This window comes from Paenibacillus sp. F024 (genome assembly GCF_057814255.1).
In genome coordinates this window covers 29,266-47,196 of record NZ_JBVASZ010000029.1, presented here as the reverse complement: position 1 = coordinate 47,196, position 17,931 = coordinate 29,266, and the positions used below count along the sequence as shown (strand labels likewise).

At 49.4% G+C, this 17,931-nt stretch carries 19 protein-coding genes and 1 pseudogene; 13 read left to right on the top strand and 7 right to left on the bottom strand.

Annotated features, from left to right (window positions below; all coding sequences use genetic code 11):
- Window positions 1-320 precede the first annotated feature (320 nt).
- Entirely contained in the window at window positions 321-1,763 is a 1,443-nt protein-coding gene (locus ACZYR9_RS22070; RefSeq protein WP_488980595.1) for a nicotinate phosphoribosyltransferase, read from the top strand.
- Between the two features lie 175 nt (window positions 1,764-1,938).
- The gene (locus ACZYR9_RS22065) at window positions 1,939-2,301 is read left to right on the top strand and encodes an ArsR/SmtB family transcription factor (RefSeq protein WP_488980594.1); all 363 of its coding nucleotides are present in this window, start codon (window positions 1,939-1,941) and stop codon (window positions 2,299-2,301) included.
- Between the two features lie 86 nt (window positions 2,302-2,387).
- Here ACZYR9_RS22065 and ACZYR9_RS22060 read toward each other — a convergent pair whose 3' ends face one another.
- Window positions 2,388-3,452, bottom strand: coding sequence for a M23 family metallopeptidase (locus tag ACZYR9_RS22060; protein WP_488980593.1), 1,065 nt, complete (start codon window positions 3,450-3,452; stop codon window positions 2,388-2,390).
- A gap of 159 nt (window positions 3,453-3,611) precedes the next feature.
- Here ACZYR9_RS22060 and larC2 point away from each other — a divergent pair, with 159 nt between their 5' ends.
- Window positions 3,612-4,100, top strand: a complete 489-nt coding sequence (larC2, locus tag ACZYR9_RS22055; protein ID WP_488980592.1) for a nickel pincer cofactor biosynthesis protein LarC2 — start codon at window positions 3,612-3,614, stop codon at window positions 4,098-4,100.
- Between the two features lie 65 nt (window positions 4,101-4,165).
- Here larC2 and larC read toward each other — a convergent pair whose 3' ends face one another.
- Together larC and larB are read right to left on the bottom strand one after the other, a co-directional pair.
- Window positions 4,166-5,167: a nickel pincer cofactor biosynthesis protein LarC gene (larC, locus tag ACZYR9_RS22050; protein ID WP_488980591.1), complete on the bottom strand. Its 1,002-nt coding sequence runs from the start codon at window positions 5,165-5,167 to the stop codon at window positions 4,166-4,168.
- The gene (gene larB / locus ACZYR9_RS22045) at window positions 5,164-5,967 is read right to left on the bottom strand and encodes a nickel pincer cofactor biosynthesis protein LarB (protein WP_488980590.1); all 804 of its coding nucleotides are present in this window, start codon (window positions 5,965-5,967) and stop codon (window positions 5,164-5,166) included. Before larB ends, larC begins: the two co-directional genes overlap by 4 nt.
- A gap of 207 nt (window positions 5,968-6,174) precedes the next feature.
- On the opposite strand from larB, the gene lipA reads away from it, so the two are divergent.
- Window positions 6,175-7,047: a lipoyl synthase gene (gene lipA, locus ACZYR9_RS22040; RefSeq protein WP_488980589.1), complete on the top strand. Its 873-nt coding sequence runs from the start codon at window positions 6,175-6,177 to the stop codon at window positions 7,045-7,047.
- 46 nt (window positions 7,048-7,093) lie between these two features.
- On the top strand, window positions 7,094-7,807 hold the full coding sequence (locus tag ACZYR9_RS22035) for a YutD family protein (protein ID WP_488980588.1): 714 nt from the start codon (window positions 7,094-7,096) through the stop codon (window positions 7,805-7,807).
- Between the two features lie 66 nt (window positions 7,808-7,873).
- Here ACZYR9_RS22035 and ACZYR9_RS22030 read toward each other — a convergent pair whose 3' ends face one another.
- Both ACZYR9_RS22030 and ACZYR9_RS22025 read right to left on the bottom strand, forming a co-directional pair.
- Window positions 7,874-8,767 (bottom strand): M15 family metallopeptidase, encoded by an 894-nt coding sequence (locus ACZYR9_RS22030; protein ID WP_488980587.1) that lies wholly within the window; start codon window positions 8,765-8,767, stop codon window positions 7,874-7,876.
- 120 nt (window positions 8,768-8,887) lie between these two features.
- Window positions 8,888-9,322 carry a DUF6526 family protein gene (locus ACZYR9_RS22025; RefSeq protein ID WP_488980586.1) on the bottom strand — a complete coding sequence of 145 codons (435 nt, stop codon included), beginning with the start codon at window positions 9,320-9,322 and terminating at the stop codon, window positions 8,888-8,890.
- Between the two features lie 299 nt (window positions 9,323-9,621).
- Here ACZYR9_RS22025 and nfsA point away from each other — a divergent pair, with 299 nt between their 5' ends.
- The 3 genes from nfsA to ACZYR9_RS22010 all read left to right on the top strand — a co-directional run bounded on the left by nfsA (window position 9,622) and on the right by ACZYR9_RS22010 (window position 11,967).
- Window positions 9,622-10,386, top strand: coding sequence for an oxygen-insensitive NADPH nitroreductase (gene nfsA / locus ACZYR9_RS22020; RefSeq protein ID WP_488980585.1), 765 nt, complete (start codon window positions 9,622-9,624; stop codon window positions 10,384-10,386).
- Between the two features lie 96 nt (window positions 10,387-10,482).
- On the top strand, window positions 10,483-10,977 hold the full coding sequence (gene queF, locus ACZYR9_RS22015) for a preQ(1) synthase (protein ID WP_488980584.1): 495 nt from the start codon (window positions 10,483-10,485) through the stop codon (window positions 10,975-10,977).
- Between the two features lie 279 nt (window positions 10,978-11,256).
- Window positions 11,257-11,967 carry a sulfite exporter TauE/SafE family protein gene (locus tag ACZYR9_RS22010; RefSeq protein ID WP_488980583.1) on the top strand — a complete coding sequence of 237 codons (711 nt, stop codon included), beginning with the start codon at window positions 11,257-11,259 and terminating at the stop codon, window positions 11,965-11,967.
- 111 nt (window positions 11,968-12,078) lie between these two features.
- Here ACZYR9_RS22010 and ACZYR9_RS22005 read toward each other — a convergent pair whose 3' ends face one another.
- Window positions 12,079-12,930, bottom strand: a complete 852-nt coding sequence (locus tag ACZYR9_RS22005; RefSeq protein ID WP_488980582.1) for a polysaccharide deacetylase family protein — start codon at window positions 12,928-12,930, stop codon at window positions 12,079-12,081.
- Window positions 12,931-13,060: 130 nt separating this feature from the next.
- Window positions 13,061-13,534: a ribonuclease H-like YkuK family protein gene (locus tag ACZYR9_RS22000; RefSeq protein ID WP_488980581.1), complete on the bottom strand. Its 474-nt coding sequence runs from the start codon at window positions 13,532-13,534 to the stop codon at window positions 13,061-13,063.
- 203 nt (window positions 13,535-13,737) lie between these two features.
- On the opposite strand from ACZYR9_RS22000, the gene ACZYR9_RS21995 reads away from it, so the two are divergent.
- The 5 genes and pseudogenes from ACZYR9_RS21995 to ACZYR9_RS21975 form a co-directional block, all read left to right on the top strand.
- Window positions 13,738-13,869 (top strand): hypothetical protein, encoded by a 132-nt coding sequence (locus ACZYR9_RS21995; RefSeq protein WP_488980580.1) that lies wholly within the window; start codon window positions 13,738-13,740, stop codon window positions 13,867-13,869.
- Between the two features lie 185 nt (window positions 13,870-14,054).
- Complete coding sequence (locus ACZYR9_RS21990) at window positions 14,055-14,537, top strand: hypothetical protein (RefSeq protein WP_488980579.1); 483 nt, start codon at window positions 14,055-14,057, stop codon at window positions 14,535-14,537.
- A 14-nt stretch (window positions 14,538-14,551) separates the two neighbouring features.
- Entirely contained in the window at window positions 14,552-15,250 is a 699-nt protein-coding gene (locus ACZYR9_RS21985; protein WP_488980578.1) for an AIM24 family protein, read from the top strand.
- Window positions 15,251-15,299: 49 nt separating this feature from the next.
- A complete protein-coding gene (locus ACZYR9_RS21980; protein WP_488980577.1) occupies window positions 15,300-17,210 on the top strand; it encodes an MHYT domain-containing protein in 1,911 nt (636 codons plus the stop codon).
- 156 nt (window positions 17,211-17,366) lie between these two features.
- A pseudogene (locus tag ACZYR9_RS21975) lies at window positions 17,367-17,678 on the top strand (metal-dependent hydrolase); the annotation flags it as partial.
- Window positions 17,679-17,931: the final 253 nt, after the last annotated feature.

The following is a 17,931-nucleotide window of genomic DNA, read 5'->3' as shown; positions in this document are numbered from 1 at the left end:
TGCTGGTCATGAACCTCGAAAAGAGACTCCGGGTTCTCTTTTTGCCTTTTTTGCAATGGCTCTGGTCGACCCTTGCATTCCGCTTGCCCGTGATGCCGTAAAATGTGACCCGTTCAGCAAGCCCTATAATAGGGATTCTTGTTGATTCATCCAAATTGCTGTACTTTATATATAGCAGCTTCAATCCCGAAAGAATGAAGGTGCCTCGGGGAGGCTTATGAACGCGTCATTCCCAATTCATTTCATGATCGGCATATATTGTTGTTCAGATGTATCAATCATAGTTTCATTGACCATAGTTTTAGTAGGGAGTGATCGTCTTGAGTTATTCGCATTTAACTCTACATACGGATAAATATCAAATCAATATGATGTATGCCCATTGGGTGCAAGGATCATTAAATAACAAAGCCGTGTTTGAAGCCTATTTTAGAAAACTCCCGTTTGGAAACGGTTATGCCGTGTTTGCAGGCTTGGAGCGGATTGTAGATTATATCCGGCAATTAACTTTCAGCGATGAGGATATTCACTATCTGCGGCAGCAGGAGGAGCAATATAAGGAAGGATTTTTGGATGAACTCAAAAACTTTCGTTTTACGGGTAACATCCATGCCGTACCGGAGGGGACGTTGGTCTTTCCGAACGAACCGTTAATTCGGGTCGAGGCCCGTATATTTGAAGCGCAGTTGATTGAAACAGCCTTACTGAACTTTATGAACTACCAAACGCTGATTGCCACAAAAGCGTCCCGAATCAAGCAAGTGGCGGCCAATGAGACTCTGCTGGAGTTTGGGACAAGAAGAGCACAGGAAGCCGATGCGGCTGTGTGGGGGGCCAGAGCGGCTTATATCGCAGGGTTTGATGCGACCTCTAACTTACGTGCCGGCATGCTGTTTGGCATTCCTGCCAAAGGTACGCATGCCCATGCCTGGATACAGGATCATGACACGGAGGAAGAAGCCTTCCGAAAATATGCGGAAGCACTCCCCGATCAAGTTTCTTTGCTTGTGGACACTTATGATTCGGTGAAAAGCGGAATTCCGAATGCGATAAAAACGGCAAAGCTTTTAGAGCGGCAGGGCAAAAGAATGAACTCCATTCGCATAGACAGCGGGGATCTGGCCTACATTTCCAAGCAAGCCAGAGAAATGCTGGACCATGCGGGACTTTCTTATGTCAAAATCATTGCCTCCAACGACATCGATGAAAACATTATTATTAACCTGAAGGCGCAGCAGGCGAAAATCGATGTGTGGGGTGTAGGCACACAGTTAATTACTGCGGCTGACCAGCCATCATTAGGCGGGATCTATAAACTCGTGGCACGGGAAAAAAACGGTGCATACGAGCCGGTGATTAAGATTTCAGGCAATCCGGAAAAAGTATCCAACCCGGGTATCAAAGAAATCTATCGGATTATTAATAAGGAATCGGGTAAAGCGGATGCGGATTACATTGCCCTATGTGAAGAAACCGATGTGCAGCAGGGAAAGCCGCTGAAATTGTTTGATCCTATGCACCCCTATAAAAATAAAAACGTCAAGTATTATGAGGGAATTCCTCTTTTACAGCCCATATTTATCGATGGCGAGCTCGTTTACTCGCTGCCGAAGCTGGAAGAGATCCGTCGCTTTCATCAAGAACAGCTTCAGCTTTTTTGGCCGGAATACCTTCGAATTTTGAATCCCGAATTATACCGGGTAAATTTAAGCCCTGCTGCATGGGAGCTTAAGATGAAGCTCATTCACAAATACAACGGGTAAAATGAATTTATCGCAGTATTCAAAGGGCGTGCGGGGCTGCCGCACGTCCTGTTGTTCTTTAGCCCGCAAGCCTTTGGCCTTGTAGGGTCGGGCCGTTGCGGCGGCGTACCGATCTATTTTCTGCTATAATGGTTGGGATGAACAGTTGATTTTACCAAAGAGGGGCGGTGGGGACGTGGACAAATTGCTTAACGAACAATGCGATGATCCCTGTATGGGCACCGGTCTGATTGCCGAATTAAAGAGGAATTTGATCCCGGAGCCGACGGCAGCGGCGCTGGCCGATGTGTTCAAGGTGCTGGCAGACCCGACCCGGGTGAAAATTATATATACGTTGCTTGAAAAAGAGCTTTGTGTGCATGACCTGACAGTTGTGCTGGATATGGGGCAGTCAGCGGTTTCTCATCAACTCCGTTATCTGCGGAATCTTCGCATTGTAAAGCGGCGTAAATCCGGCAAAACCGTATTCTACTCGCTTGATGATGAACATATCGAGCAAATTTTCGTTCAGATGCTGCAGCATGTGAAGCATGGTTAATCCCCATGGCTTTCAGAGCAATAAAATACACCCCTGTGATCACGGGCGGCAGCCGTCCATCACAGGGGTGTTTGACATGAACAAGGCTACCTCTTGCGCCGCATCCGCTCCTCGCGCTCCCACTTGCGCAGATGCGGATACGGATCGAACGACCAGTCTGTCAGTCCGTTGTCGCGGTAAAGCCCGTAGTGCAGGTGCGGGGGGAATTTCCCTGACGTTCCGGGCTTCCCGTAGCCGGAGCTGCCTACCCAGCCGAGCACTTGGCCTGGTTTTACAATGTCGCCCTGCTTCACTTCTTTTTTGTTAAAACCGGACAAATGGGCATAGTAGTGGTACACATTGTTCAAGTCCCGGATGCCGATCCGCCAGCCTCCATACGGATTCCAGCCCATTTCCTCGACAATGCCGTAGGTTGCGCTGCGTACCGGTACTCCGTAATCCGCGAACAGGTCCGTTCCTTCATGGATCCGGAACCCTCCCCAGCCGCGGCTGGCGCCCCACGTGCTGTGATACGCATAATTGGAGCCAAGCGGCATCACAAAGCTGTGCTCATGCAGGTCCAGTGTGTCGAATGTCCCGTAAATACGGGCGAATTGCTGGATTCTTTCCACGCTGCGGTTATTTTGATAGTATTCCCAGAGTCCGATCCGAAGGTCTTCTTCCGCGGAGCCTTTGTTAAGCAGATAAGAGGCCATTGAATACAGTCGGTCAAGATCGTTCATCCGATCCGCGAAGCCGTCGCCTGAACCGTCACGACCCATGCCTCCGAAAAGCTTAATGCTTTGCTCGTTCATATCCTCATGATCCGGGTTAAACATGCCGCCCCATTGCAGATCCGTAAAATAGATGGCAACCATACCGTCTTTGAGCGGCCTTTTTTTGGCTAAATTCAGCGAACGTTCATATTGATCAATGGCAGCCAAGTAATTCCAGGGAATACCGGTTAACGCGCTTACTTTGTCGAACAGATCCTTTCGTTCTGCAAATACCGCCTTCATCCCGGCTGCCTCTTTGTCAGGTTTGGGGCCAGGCTTTGAGGAAACAGCGGGGGCGGCTGCGGACGCTTGCTTCTCCACAGGCCAGAACGCAGCGCTTGTCAGGGTTGTACAGACAAGCATCGCAGTTAAAGCCCGGGCACACCATGCGACCATAGGTAGTACCTCCTTAAATTGATACTCGATCCGGTTTACGTGTACTCCATTCCGGTAAAATGTTCATAGCTTTACTTTTTGTGTACCGATAGGTTACGCCGAATAACGGCTTTTTATCCTATGCCAAGTTTGATATGATGCTTTTTGGAGGGATGCGGTATGGCGTTTGAACACCGTGAGGAGCATATGGATGACCGGATGCTGATTTTGCAGGCGAATATCGATGACATGAACCCCGAATACTGCTCATACATTACGGATTTGCTGCTTGAACAAGGAGCGAACGATGTTTACTGGATTCCGATCATTATGAAAAAGGGCCGTCCCGGCGTGATGCTTAATGTGCTGATTGACGAGTCGGAAGCGGAACGGATGGAGACCATTATTTTTCGCGAAACGACGACGCTCGGGCTTCGTTACTTGAGAGCATCGGTTCACCGGCTGGGAAGGACCTTTCATGCGATGGATACGCCATGGGGCACCATTCACGTCAAAGCAGGGTTTCATCAGGGAGAGCTTGTACAATTCGCACCGGAATTCAAGGAGTGTGAGCGCGCTGCGAAAATGTACGGCGTGCCGTTGAAAATGGTGTACGACGAGGTGCGCAGAAGGTTTATGGAAAAAGTAAAGGAAGAGGGAAAAGCATAAAAAAGCCTCTGTTACAGATGCAGTAAGTAACAGAGGCAGGGGAAGCGGCAAGACATTTTTTTCTTTTAGCCGTGTGTACAAGCGGAGTCGTGCCGCTGGTCTTGACACGGGGCATCTTCATGGGTGTGATGCTCGTGGTGATGTGTATGATCCTGATGTCCGTGTCCATGGGCATCAGGGTGTTCGTGTCCGTGGTCATGGTGATGATGTCCATGATGATGCTCATCGCCATGACCTTGTCCGATGTGGTGATGATGATTCTCCTCATGATGGCTGTGAGGATGGTGATGCTCATGATGAATGACTTCGTGATGAACATGCCATTTGTTTGCGTACGGATCAGCTTCTCCTACGATAGCGCGCAGGACATTGGGCTGGTTCGGCAAATCCCGGGTACCTGCACCATAACCGATGGACTCGACAATCATAGGAGGAAGCCCTTTGGCGAACTCTTCCACCAGGCCGGAAATAATGCCTGCTCCGGTTGGCGTTGTCATTTCCAGTGAAAACGTAGTATGGGCAATAGGCAGTCCCCTCATCATTTCGAGCGTCGCCGGAGCGGGTACAGGATAAATCCCGTGGTCGCAGTGAACCGTTCCCGAACCAAGCGGAACGGCTGAGGAAACGATTTTTTCAATATTTAACGAATCGACAGCCAGCGCAACTCCAATGACGTCAACGATGGAATCCATCGCGCCGACTTCATGAAAATGTACTTTTTCAATGGGGATATTGTGAATCTTGGCTTCGGCGATGCCGATTTTTTCAAAGATGGAAAGACTTAGCTTGACGACGCGTTCATTGAAGCCTGCTTGGTGGATCAGGTCCACTATCTCCGAATAATGGCGATGATGCTTCGGAGGCGTATTTGGATCCAAAAGCACATCGAGCTTCAGCGCGGAGATACCGCGTTTATTGACGCGCTTCCATTCCAGCGTGAAGGGCTCGATCTTGATTTTGCGGAGTTCTTCTTCAATATAATGACGGTCGGCACCGGCATCAACTAGCGCTCCAAGAGTCATGTCCCCGCTTATCCCGGAGAAACAGTCCAAATATAAAAGTTTCATCCTTTATCCCTCTTCGCCCGGTTGTGATGGATTAGTGAAGCATTATAACCTCCGCCGAAGCCATTATCGATGTTGACGACGGAGATGCCTGGTGCACAGGCGTTGAGCATGGACAGTAGGGCGGCCATGCCCTGGAAGTTTGCGCCGTAGCCGATGCTTGTCGGAACCGCAATGATCGGAACCGCAACAAGACCGCCTAACACGCTGGCAAGAGCGCCTTCCATGCCGGCGACGACCACGACGGCGCTGGCGCCGCGGATCAGCGGAAGCCTGCGGAACAATCGGTGTATACCGGCTACGCCGACATCGTATACACGCTCTACGCGGCAGCCCATGCACTCGGCGGTGACGGCGGCTTCCTCGGCGACAGGAACATCCGATGTCCCCGCACACACGACGGCGATGTATCCGTCCTCCTCATTTGCCGGAGAACGGTCGGACCGCCAAGAAATGGCCCGGGCATCCGCATGATAAGTCACAGCGGGTATACGCTCCAGGATGTAAGGGGCTTTCTCACTGCTGACACGCGTCGCAAGCACCCGTCCCGTGTGCGACATAAGCCGTTCAAAGATCGCGGTAATTTGCTCCGCGGATTTTCCCTCTCCAAATATAACCTCGGGAAAACCGGTTCTTGCTTCTCTCTTCACGTCAAGCTGTGCATATCCGAGGGAGTCGTCCACAGTCTGGGCTTCGCTGCCTGTCCCATGGTTTTGCCCGGCTTCATGCAATAGACGTTTGGCATCGGAAATATCAAGATCTCCTGACGCAACAAGTTTTAAAATCTGATCTGTATTCATCATATCGGAAAAGACTATCCTCCCAATTTAAACCCTTTTCCTAGTGTACCATATTTCCCCTCGAAAGTAATACGGATGTGCGAATGTTTCCCAGAAAGTTCAGAAAGTTCCGATGCCCTTGACCATTTTTCTTTTTCTGCGATAATGCTCGGTTTATGGTATACTTTTCTTGATGATTCTTATTTACAGCAGAAAGCAGGGAGAAGCATCATGGCTACTCGACATATAGAACGTAAACCTGATTGGCTTAAGATTAAGCTGGTTACCGGTGACAATTACAAGGAATTAAAAAATATGATGCGCGGCAAGACTTTGCATACGGTGTGCGAAGAGGCCAAGTGTCCGAACATTCACGAATGCTGGGCGAACCGGACCGCTACCTTCATGATCCTTGGGGATATTTGTACTCGGGCATGCCGGTTTTGTGCGGTAACGACAGGGCTGCCGACGGAGCTTGATCTTCAGGAGCCGGAGCGCGTGGCTGAGGCTGCCGAACAGATGGGGCTGCGTCATGTGGTTGTCACATCCGTTGCACGGGACGACTTGAAGGATGGCGGGGCATCGATTTTTGCCGCTACGATCCGCGCCTTGCGCCAACGTTTGCCGCTTGCCAGCGTGGAGGTGCTGATTCCCGATTTTGAAGGGAACGAAGAAGCGCTTCGTACGGTGCTCGATGCCGGACCGAATATTTTGAACCACAATGTGGAAACGGTGGAACGTCTTTCGGATAAGGTACGGGCGAAGGCGAAATATCGCCGTTCGATTGAGCTTCTGAAGCGCTCCAAGGCCATAGTTCCAAGCATTCCTACCAAATCAAGCATTATGCTGGGTGTTGGTGAAGAATGGGATGAAATTCTGCAAACCATGGATGATTTGCGTGCGGTGGACTGCAGCATTATGACGATTGGCCAGTATCTGCAGCCGAGTATGAACCATTTGCCGGTCCTGCGATATTATACGCCTGAGCAGTTTGCCGAGTTGAAGGAAGAAGGGATGAAGCGCGGCTTCAGCCATGTGGAATCCGGACCGCTCGTGCGCAGCTCATATCATGCGCATGACCAAGTGAAATCGGCGCAGCAATAGTAAGATCATGATGCGGCAGTCGTACGATCGTGAGGAGGCAGAGAACGTGATCCATATATCGGGCAAAACGTATGAAGTGATTGTCGATCACAAGAATGGCTGGAATTTTGAAGCGTTTCGGGACCGGTACAGCGAAGTGCTGGACCGGTATGATTATATTGTCGGCGATTGGGGCTACAGTCAGCTTCGACTCCGCGGTTTTTTTAAGGACAATCATCCCAAGGCCGGCAAAGATACGATCATCTCGACGCTGCCTGACTATTTGAATGAATACTGCAATTTCGGCTGCGCTTATTTTATCCTTGAAAAAGTGGCGAGCAAGCAGCCTCAGGGCAAGTCTGGCGAAGCCATTCCGGAAAGCGGAATTTGGCAGGACGGCGAGCCGGACAAATCCAAAGAATCGGATCCGGATGAAAGTATGCAGCAGGATCAGGAGCAGCAGCCGATCGGACAAGCTGCATCACCAATCAAAGCCCCGGCAGAGGTTCAGCAGTGGGAGCCAAACCGAAGGCATAACCAGCAGCCTTATGGCAAAGGACAGCCATCTAAGGGATCTAGAGCCGGAGCGCCTTCACGTCACCATGAAGGCAAAACAAACGGCGCTTCTCGCGGACAGGCTGCAGCCAACCCGGCCCAGCAAACGCAGCAGCAAGGGGAGCCCGGCTCAAAGCCGGCGCATAAGCAGAGCAGAGGACCTAAGCCCCCGGCCTCAAATCACCAACACAAGTCCAAAACAGAAACTTCCCGCGTGGAAGCATAAGCGAAGCCCCGACCTCCATGTAGGAGAGCGGGGCTTCTTTGTAATGGTTTGCAGGGCTGCCGAAGCTTATTTCGGTTTGGACGCCTGGATCGCGCCATTGGCGTACTCCTCCAGCGTGATGCCCTGTTTGGCGATCTCTTGGGCGGCATTCTTCCCGACATATCGCAGGTGCCACGGCTCATACTGATAGCCGGTAACCGATTCTTTACCTTTCGGATAGCGAATGATAAAACCGAAATCCGATGCATGCTCGGCCAGCCATTTGGCTTCCTTCGTATCTCCAAAGCAGTCCTGCGCAGGACATTTGCCGTTGCTTCCGGTGACATCGATCGCCAGTCCGGTCTCGTGCTCGCTGTGTCCCGGCTTGGCACTGTACATACTAGCAGCCGCTTCTCCATCACGCTTGACGTAGTTATTATATAGAGACCTTTGTGTGGCATGGGAACGATAGCCCGAAACCCCTGCCAGCGGAAGGCCGTCCTTCCGGGCGGCGTCGAATAAGTCCTCAAGAGCCGAGGCGGCTTCTTTGCGGAGCATGCGCTTCTCGGACTTTTCCTTAAAAATGAAAGGAACGTCCGGCTCGACCAGATCCTGCGGATTATAATCTTCAGGCAGCTTGTTCGTTTTATTCACGAGAACCTCAACGTCTTCAGGATTGGCAGCGACCCGGATTGCAGAGTTTTGATCAGCTGAACCGGAGGGAGGGGCGGCCGGCGGTTTCGTTTGCTCCTTCGTTGAGCTATTGGAGCCCGAAGGTTCTCCTTGGCTTGCCGGCGGTTGGGTTGTCGGTTGGGAAGGTGTCGCAACGGATGAATCCGCCTGCTTGTCGACCGGGGTCTGGGCGGCGGGAGCACCGTTGTTTCCTCCCTGCTCGGCCGAAGAAGGATTTCCACAGCCTGTTGAGGTAAGAGCAATGCAAGTCAGCAGCAGGGCCGCTGCAGCGGTAAGACGTAAATTCACTAGAAACAAATCCTTTCTCCAATTCGCTTATCTTCGATGGTTGAATGGCAAGTTCTACGTTGTTGGACGATAAAAAGCCATGAGAAGTTGCATCATCGCGGGAAAGACCGCTTATGGGAGCTATAAACGATCGTAATCTGCACGCCAATCACGGACGGTCTTTTTAATTTCGTCGGGCTTCATTCCTTTTTCTGCCGCTTTACGGCACAGCTCCGGATATTCTTCATCGCCCGCGAAGCGGAGGGCAACGATCTGCTCAACAGACAGCCTCGAGTCCAAAGGCTTTCCGGTCAAAATATAGTGGCGGAGCTGCTCTTCGGCCCGAATAGCGCGGTCCTGCGCTTTCAAGGCGTATGTTCTGATCCTGAGGAACAGTACGATCAGAATGGCGGCGGTCCCCAAGGCCAGCAAAGATGCTCCTGTATCCTCCCCGGAGGATGCCGCACGGACCAGACCGACGATAGAGGCGATCAGGACAAGCAAGGTCAGCAGGGACAAAACGTAATGATAAAGCGGATCTATTTTGCGATGATTGCTGTAGTTTTGTTGCTCCATAGTACTCCTCCTCGTTATTCATGAAAATATACAACATACCCTAGTCCGATATGATGGACTCCTATTCCATGCACTAATGTCCATTGTATCGCTGCTGTTCTTCAAATGCCAACTTAAAAATTTGCGGTATGCTATTCAGTATCGTAAAGTGGGAATGTAGGATATTGCTGTAACGAAAAGGTATGATATCCTTTGAAATTACAGATCTTTTGATCGCTGCTGCACGCGGTTAACAACCTTGCATGCAACGCGTCCGTCATCGCACCATAGAACGATTGTAACAAAGGAGTGAGCTGTTTATGAATGAAACCATTACTATGCTGATGAATCACCGGTCCATCCGCAAATTTAAACAGGAGCCAGTTTCCAAGGAGCAGTTGGTCGCGATTGTCCGTGCGGCTCAAATGGCATCCACATCCAGCAATATGCAGGCGTTTAGCGTGATTCATGTTTCCGACCGCGATAAAAAAAGCCGGCTGGCTGCACTTGCGGGTAATCAAGCCTACGTCGAGGAATGTCCCGTTTTTTTGGTTTGGTGCGCAGATTTATACCGGCTTAAAACCGCTGGCGGGTTTGATGAGGGAGAAGGGTATATCGGCACTACGGAAAATCTGGTTGTCGCTGTAACGGATACGGCCTTGGCCGCACAGAATGCCGTCGTTGCCGCGGAATCCATGGGCCTTGGAGCCGTCTACATCGGAGGAATCCGCAACGATATCAAGGCGGTCTCCGCTTTGCTGCAGCTGCCGGAATATGTGATCCCGATGTATGGGATGTGTCTCGGCTATCCGGACCAATCCCCTTCGATCAGACCGAGGCTGCCTTATGAGGCGGTTTTGCATGAAGATGTTTATTCGGCAGAGGAATACAAAGCGCATATACAAGCTTACGATGCCACAATGAAGCAATATATGCTGGACAGAACCGGCGGCAAAAGAGATACGGATTGGACGCAGGCCATGCAGGCCAGACTGGGCAGCCCTTCCCGGATGCATATGAAGGAATTCATAAGCTCGAAGCGGTTTTGGGATAACGACCCGGCGGCTGCCGATTCCAAAGAATAAGAAAGCTCAAACTTTGCTTTCTGAAGCTCCGCTTACTTTCTTTCCGCATATCCGTTATAATAATTGATTAGCAAGCATGAAAGGAGCCGTATCCCTATGGCAGGAAGAAAAGAGGACGAGCTGGAGCTGACACTGCTCGGCAACCAGCAAACCCGATACCCTATGAACTATTCGCCGGAGATGCTCGAATCATTCGATAACAAGCATCCGTACCGCGATTACTTTGTTAAATTTAATTGTCCCGAATTCACGAGCCTTTGTCCGATTACAGGACAGCCGGATTTCGCGACCATCTATATCAGTTATATTCCGGATCAGAAGATGGTGGAAAGCAAATCGCTCAAGCTGTATTTGTTCAGCTTCCGCAATCACGGCGACTTCCACGAGGACTGCATGAACATCATTATGAACGACCTGATCAAGCTGATGGATCCCAAATATATCGAGGTTTGGGGCAAGTTCACACCTCGCGGCGGAATATCTATCGACCCTTATTGCAATTACGGCCGGCCGGGCACGAAGTATGAGCAAATGGCGGAGCACCGCTTATTGAACCATGACCTATACCCGGAAAAGGTAGATAACCGTTGATTGGCATGAGTCTCCGGGATGAAATGGCTTGGAGTATTCAGGTAAGATAATTAACCGTGAACCCGCAGCGGGTATCGCGGTTTTTTTGTGTATACTGAAAAAATCGAGCTGATTAAAGCAAAATGAAAAGGAATCCCGTCACCCAAAATGGAAATGGTTAATGTCCATATAACAATGCTCCAACCCGCCGCATGCAAGACGGATTGAGAAAAGCAAGTTGGCAAACGACAGAGAGCGGTTACAAAGTGCGGATCGATACCGGTTTTTCAGGAGAAACGAATGAAATCAAGGGCTGAAGCAGGGGGATCGGGTTTTATCATTGCAGTGCTGGTAACCTTCTTTGACATTCCTATTCACCATGCTTTAGGAACTGCAGCTGCTGTGATGTTTTTTAGTGTTCTGACAGGGAGCTGGAGCCATTTTCGGGAAGGGAATTTGATCTTGAAACAAGGTCTTTTTATTGGTTTATTCGGTTCCATTGGCTCATATATGGGTACACGGATTACCAAAATCATTGATCCTGAAGGTTTAATGTATTTCACGGTGGCGGCATTGGCTCTATCGGGTTTCATGATATGGTTAAAAACAAGGCTGAATTTAAAAAATAGTTCAATGGAAGAGGTGAAATCGTATCCATTAAGGTCGTCAATCATTGGTTTGGGGAATGGCATGATTTCGGGTACATTTGGAATAGGGGCAGCTCCTTTTATTCAGCTTTCGCTCTTAAAATGGCTTTGCTATCCCATGTTTGCCGCCGCTGGTACAACAATGTTAGTTTTAATACCTATTTCATTAGCGGCTTCTCTAGGATTTATACAAAATGGATTCTTCGATTCAGCCTTATTTTTGAAGGTTGCGCTTGGCACGATCATCGGTTCGTACCTCGGCGCAAAGCTGACCAAAAGACTTCCACGAATTATCTTGCGATATGGCATGGTGGTTACGCCAATTGCAAGTGCGATGCTTTTATTAATTCATCATTTTGAATGAAATTTCACAGAAAAAAGGTCGAGAAGAGGGCTGTACCGGCTCTCTTACTCGACCTTTTTGATTCATCGTCGCGCACTTGGACTATAGCTTATTGCGTTCTCCCGTCATTTCCTACTTAGACAGGTGCTCGACCCGCTCAACCCGCAGCATGATCTGCTTGTCGAGAAGCTCGGGCTTAATCTTCGGATTGCCCGCATTGATTCTCGGAATTTCCAGCGGGTGGCTGGTACGGGTCGCCATTTCGTTCACGATCGTAAAGGCATAGCGGATTCCGGCTTCGCTAATCCACTGTTGTGCCGCCTTGGAGAAGATTCCGAACGGGTATGCATAAGCGTCTACCGTACGGCTGCCGCCATACAGCTCGCTCAGCTTCTGAACGCAAGCCTTGCTGTCGTTTCGTACGCGTTCATTGTACTGTTCCTCGGTCTCATTACCGAATCTGCTGGTTAGAGCGGCCTGGTTGTCCTTTTTATAATGAAGATTGTCAGTATGGCATTGAAAGTCGAGCATATCCTTACGATAGCTCAGCATTTCCCGAATTTGCTCCCTCGAGAGCGTTGGAATCATGGGAGCGTCGGGCTCGTCCAAATCCGTGGTGATCACGAAATTAACTGCCGGGATATCAAGCTCTTTAAGTACAGGGTAAGCGAAGTCGTAAAAGCTCCGGTACCCGTCGTCGAACGTCACCAGCACCGCTTTGTCGGGAACCGGGGCTCCCTCATGAAACTTTTCAAACTGGCTTAAAGAGATGAAGTGATACCCCTTGGATTGAAGATAGCTTAATTGGTCGCGGAAAAGCGTGCTGGACACGGTGCTTGAGCTTTGATCCGTATCGTGTACATGGTGATACATCAGAACCGCGACTTGGTCGCTGTAGCTTTCTGTCACCTTGGGGCCCCAGGTGTCGAATGCGCTGATTAAAACGACTGTGAACAGCAGCGCGGCGAATAATTTTTTGGTCATGAAGAAGCTCCTTCAGAGGGTTGGAAAAAATAAAACCTATAGTCAGTTATAGCGATTCTTCGACCGAATATCAAGCGCCCGGCGCCATGCTTTTTCTGAACCAACGATTTTTATGTTTATACCATTCGACTCATTCCGCAAACCGGTCGGCCACCGAGCTCGCACCGAAGGATAACGGCTTAATTCGCGCCTCGTAGCCAACAGAGGTGACCCAGCCGCATATTTCCTGGATCAGTACTTTGGTCTCTCCCTTTTGACCGATGTCGATGTGAATCTCCAGAGGCCACGCGAGCAGAAGGTCGCTCATGCCGTTCTTATTCAGATGCTCTACCAGCTCCAGGCTAAGCTCGGTTTCCCGATAAATACGTGAACGCAGATCGTGAAGCGGCCGGCTGTTCAGCTTACGGTAGAAGAACCGGGCTCCCTTGCCTAACCGGTGTATGATCAGTGCGGTAACCAGGGTGGTCGAACGCTTTGTTGTATGTGAATCGGTGCCGATAACCAGCTTGTAATTTGCGTCCGGGTCTTCCTTAACGTAAGCATGCAGCTGTGCTACCATGGTCTCAATAGAAACGGTACCCCATGTCGGGCTGACGAATATCATGACTTCCAACTCCTTAACGCATATCCAAAGCTCTTTTTACTTATTTTACTCCAAAAAGCGGAAAAATAGTGTCCTATCTGCCAAATTGTACTTTTACCCTGTAAATTTTATGAAAATTCAGAAAAAATATGTAAAATCTTATCCTTTCATCATATAATAAAAGTAAAATGTAAGCGGTGCCGAAGTGGAGGAGGCAGGAAGCCATGGAGGAAAGATTATCGGTGGGTTTGCTTGTCGGAGTCATGCTCAGTATTCCGCTGTGGCTGTCCATGATTGGTTGGGTCAGGCTTTTAGGATCTGCTGTCGCATTTTTGTCTAAGCTGCGTTTCCTTTGATGGTTATGCCAACAATGAAAAATACGGCTGCAGACCGTGTTTTCCGAATGGAGAGCACGGTTTTTCTCCCCCTTTTTTAGAATGGAAAACTCTTTTGTCTAGGAATCTATTGTTTCTTTTTGTCGGAAAAACATGTAAACTATTAAATGAATACCGTTTTATGTATTAAAAAGGAGGGACAATCCATGATAAGCGGAAAGCTGCTGATCCTCCTAAAAACTGTTTATTTAGGAATAGGAATTTCAGGATTGTTGCTGCTGTTCATGCTGCCTGTCTCTACCGTACAAGCCGGGGTTGTGGACCGGATCAAAGATATTTATGGAATGCCGGAGCAGTTAAGTCAATTGCAGGAGCAATATAACGATACAAAGCAAGCGCTGGAGCACAACCGTGCCCAGTTGGAAGAGACAATGAAGCAGTCCGAGGAAGCGGCACGGCGTTATGAAGAAACCGAGGAACGTTTCCGTCAGGAGAATGAGCAGCTTCGTTCCCGCAATGAACGTCTGGAGGAGTTGATCGGACGTTGGGAAGCGGCAGAGCGCGCTCGGGAACAACGAACGCGGCAGGTCGCCGCTACAGCAATGACGGCGGCAGGGCTGGTGCTGCTTTATTTTGTGCTCACGCGATTGGTTCGGGTTGCCGTTTGGCGTCGTAACCGGAACGGCTAGCCGGGAGGTGCGGGATGAAGATTCACGTGGAAGGTATGAGCACGCAAGGACAAGCTGCGGCTGTTGAGCTGGAAGACGGCGAGTCCGTATGTGTGCTTCATCCGCGTCAGATCATTGCGTTCCAAGGTCCTTCGCTAAGCCGTGAAGACCGTCTGCTGAGCCTGTCGGGCATGTACAGCAAGAAAAAATGGATCGAATCGCGTCTGTCCGGACCCGCCCGTTTTGTGCTCGGCGTGCCTGCGGGTTACAGTTTCAAAGCTCTGGAGCTGCAGGAAGAAAGCAATCTGCTGTTCGATATTAAGCATGTTCTCATATATAGTCAAGGCATGCAGCTGCAAAGCCGGCTTCAGAAAATCAAACAGGCGCTGATCACCCGGGATTGGATCCGGATGAAGTTTTCCGGCGGAGGCACCATCGGGCTGCTGTCGTGCGGTCCGTTGTGTGAATTGACAATCGATCAGGAGAAGCCTGTATATGTGGATACCGGCTGTCTTGTGGCTTTCCCGGAAGACGCCAGGCTGCAGCTGTGCGTATACGGTAATCCGCTTGCCAGCCAGCGGATGAATTACCATTGGGAGATTACCGGAAGAGGCAAAATACTGCTCCAGCCGGCGAAACCTGAACGCGGGATGACCGATCCGCTGCAGGGCGATTCTTTTTTGCGCAGGCTGCTGAAGGAAGTGCTTCCGTTCGGTAACGTGATGATGAAGTGACCAGACAAATCAGCTGTATAATGCAGGAATATATAAACCGGTGTTAGATATGACTAACATTAAAGTGGGAGTCGAGGTGGGCGCATTGGAACAATTGCATGGAACCTATAGCTTCCCTCTCGTTAGTTTGTCGATCATTATTTCTTTGGTCTCGTCTTATTGCGCGATTTCTCTTTGCGAACGGGTCTTAACTCTTAACGGACGCGCAAAAGTGCTGTGGATATGGTTTGGGTCGGTTGTCATGGGATTGGGGATCTGGTCGATGCATTTTGTCGGCATGCTTGCTTTTCAGCTGCCCATCGATATTGAATATGATATCCTATTTCTTGTTTTTTCCATGGTGCTGCCGATGCTTGCTGCTTGGGCTGCGATATCGGTGATTTTGAGCCGTTCGGTGTCCGGATACCATGTGTTTTTCGGCGGCTTATTCATAGGGCTCTCCATTGTAGGCATGCATTACACCGGGATGGCGGCAATAAGAATGCCCGGGTCCATAACGTTTGATCCTTATCTGGTAGGTCTGTCTATCTTGATTGCCTTTTGCACTTCTTTCGTGGCCTTGTATTTGTCGGTTTACCGAAGAAAAGGGCACAAGTTTACCCGGTGGACCAAGGTCGGTTCGGCGCTTATGCTCGGAATAGCTATTGCCGGTATGCATTACACGGGTATGATGGCGGCCGATTTCAAAGCACATAACCATCTGATCACGGGGGCCGCCAGATCCGGAGAGGGAGGAGAATTGCTGCTTGCCTCCTGGGTCGGAGCTGCCGCCCTCCTTTTTTTGCTGTTAATCGCCGTGATCCAGTATATGGAAAAACAATTTGCTATGCGTCTTGCCGATGTGAACAAAAAAAGGTATGACTTTATTTTTGAACGCAATCCCGATATGGTGTGTCTGTTTGATATCAACGGACGGCTCCTGAGAACCAATCCGGCTGCAGAGCTGATTACCGGTTATGATCGTGAGATGTTCTTGAGCCGCCCTTTTACCAGCTTCCTCAGCAGAAGAGACAGTATAAAAATCCGTTACTGCTTTGCGAAAGCGGTGTTGGGAACGCCTCAAACGGTCGAATGTACGATAAAGCACAAGTCCGGATATCCTATACATTTGAGCACGACGATCGTACCTATGTTTGAAGAGGAGAAGATCGTGGATATTTATACGATTTCAAAGGACATCACGGAGCAGAAAAGAACGGAACAGCAGCTGCTGCATGCCAAGAAGGAAGCCGAGCAGGCCGCTAAAATCAAAAGCGAATTTTTGGCGGTGATGAGCCACGAGGTCCGGACGCCGCTGAACGGTGTGATCGGAATGAGCGATATACTTATAGAAACGGAACTGGACGAGGAACAGAAAGAATATGTGAAAATTATTAATAAAAGCGGCAAAGATTTGCTGTCCGTCATTAACGATGTGCTCGATTTCTCCAAAATTGAATCGGGAAAAATGTCGCTCAAATCAGAATTTTTTCATCTGATGGATTGCTTAAACGATACGCTGCGTTTATTTATGCCCGACGTAAGGCAGCGAGGATTGAATCTTGCTTTGCAGGTTGACCCGATGGTGCCGGCTGTGCTGATCGGCGATGAAGGGCGGCTCAAGCAGGTATTGATCAATTTGATCGGCAATGCCGTCAAATTTACGGAACAGGGGGGAATTGAAATATCGATTCGTCAGGTATACCGCAGGGAAAAGCAATTACAGCTTGAGTTTACAGTGAAAGACACCGGAGTAGGTATACACGAAGCGCATATCGATGAGCTGTTTCAGCCTTTTTATCAATTGGATTCCGGCCCAAGAAAGCATGGCGGCACGGGCTTGGGACTTTCGATCAGCAAAAAGCTGGTGGAATTGATGGGCGGAACAATAAGCGTAACATCGGAATGGGGTCAGGGGACCGCCTTTACCTTCACGATTCAGGCGCACTGCAGTGAAGACAAATTCGCCGTTCAGCTCTAAGCTGGGCGGTGTTTTTTTGTGCTTATGGGGATTTCAGCCGGTTACCGTGTACTTGGATGATAGAAGCGCTCCCATTTGTCTCGGCAACTGTGCATAAGCTATACTAAAGTAAGTAGTTGCTACTGTCATATCAAGAGGGGGGAGAGAGACGATTGGATGGATACGATTACACATACGCTGTTTGGTTTAACGCTTTATGGTGCCGTAGATAAAACGCGCATGACCCGCAGGGAGAAGCAGGCGCTCCTGTTCACAACCGTAACGGGCTCGCAAATTCCCGATATTGATGTGATCTCGGCATGGTGGGATACGGCGGGGCGTTATCAGATGTGGCATAGGGGATTAACCCATTCTGTCTTTCTGGTGCCGGTTTTTGCGGCCCTGCTTGCGGTGATAGCCAGGCTTGTGTGGAAGGTCAAGGGCTGGAACTGGTTTGTCATCGGCATGATCGCGGTGTTCATTCACAATATAACCCTATGTATAAAGACGAAATTAGTTAAACGAAAACAAACAATAAAAAACAGTCCTCGATGCTATATTTATATAGTATCGAGGACTGTTTTTTATTTTGTTTATATTTCTAAGAGGAATATACGAATAAACGTAGAACTTATAATTTATTATACATAATGATTAAGTCACTTAAACGAAATGGATTCATAATGCTTAATTAAAGGGTGAGGGTGTAGCCCAAGCGAAAGCGCGGGAGACTTGGTCTTAG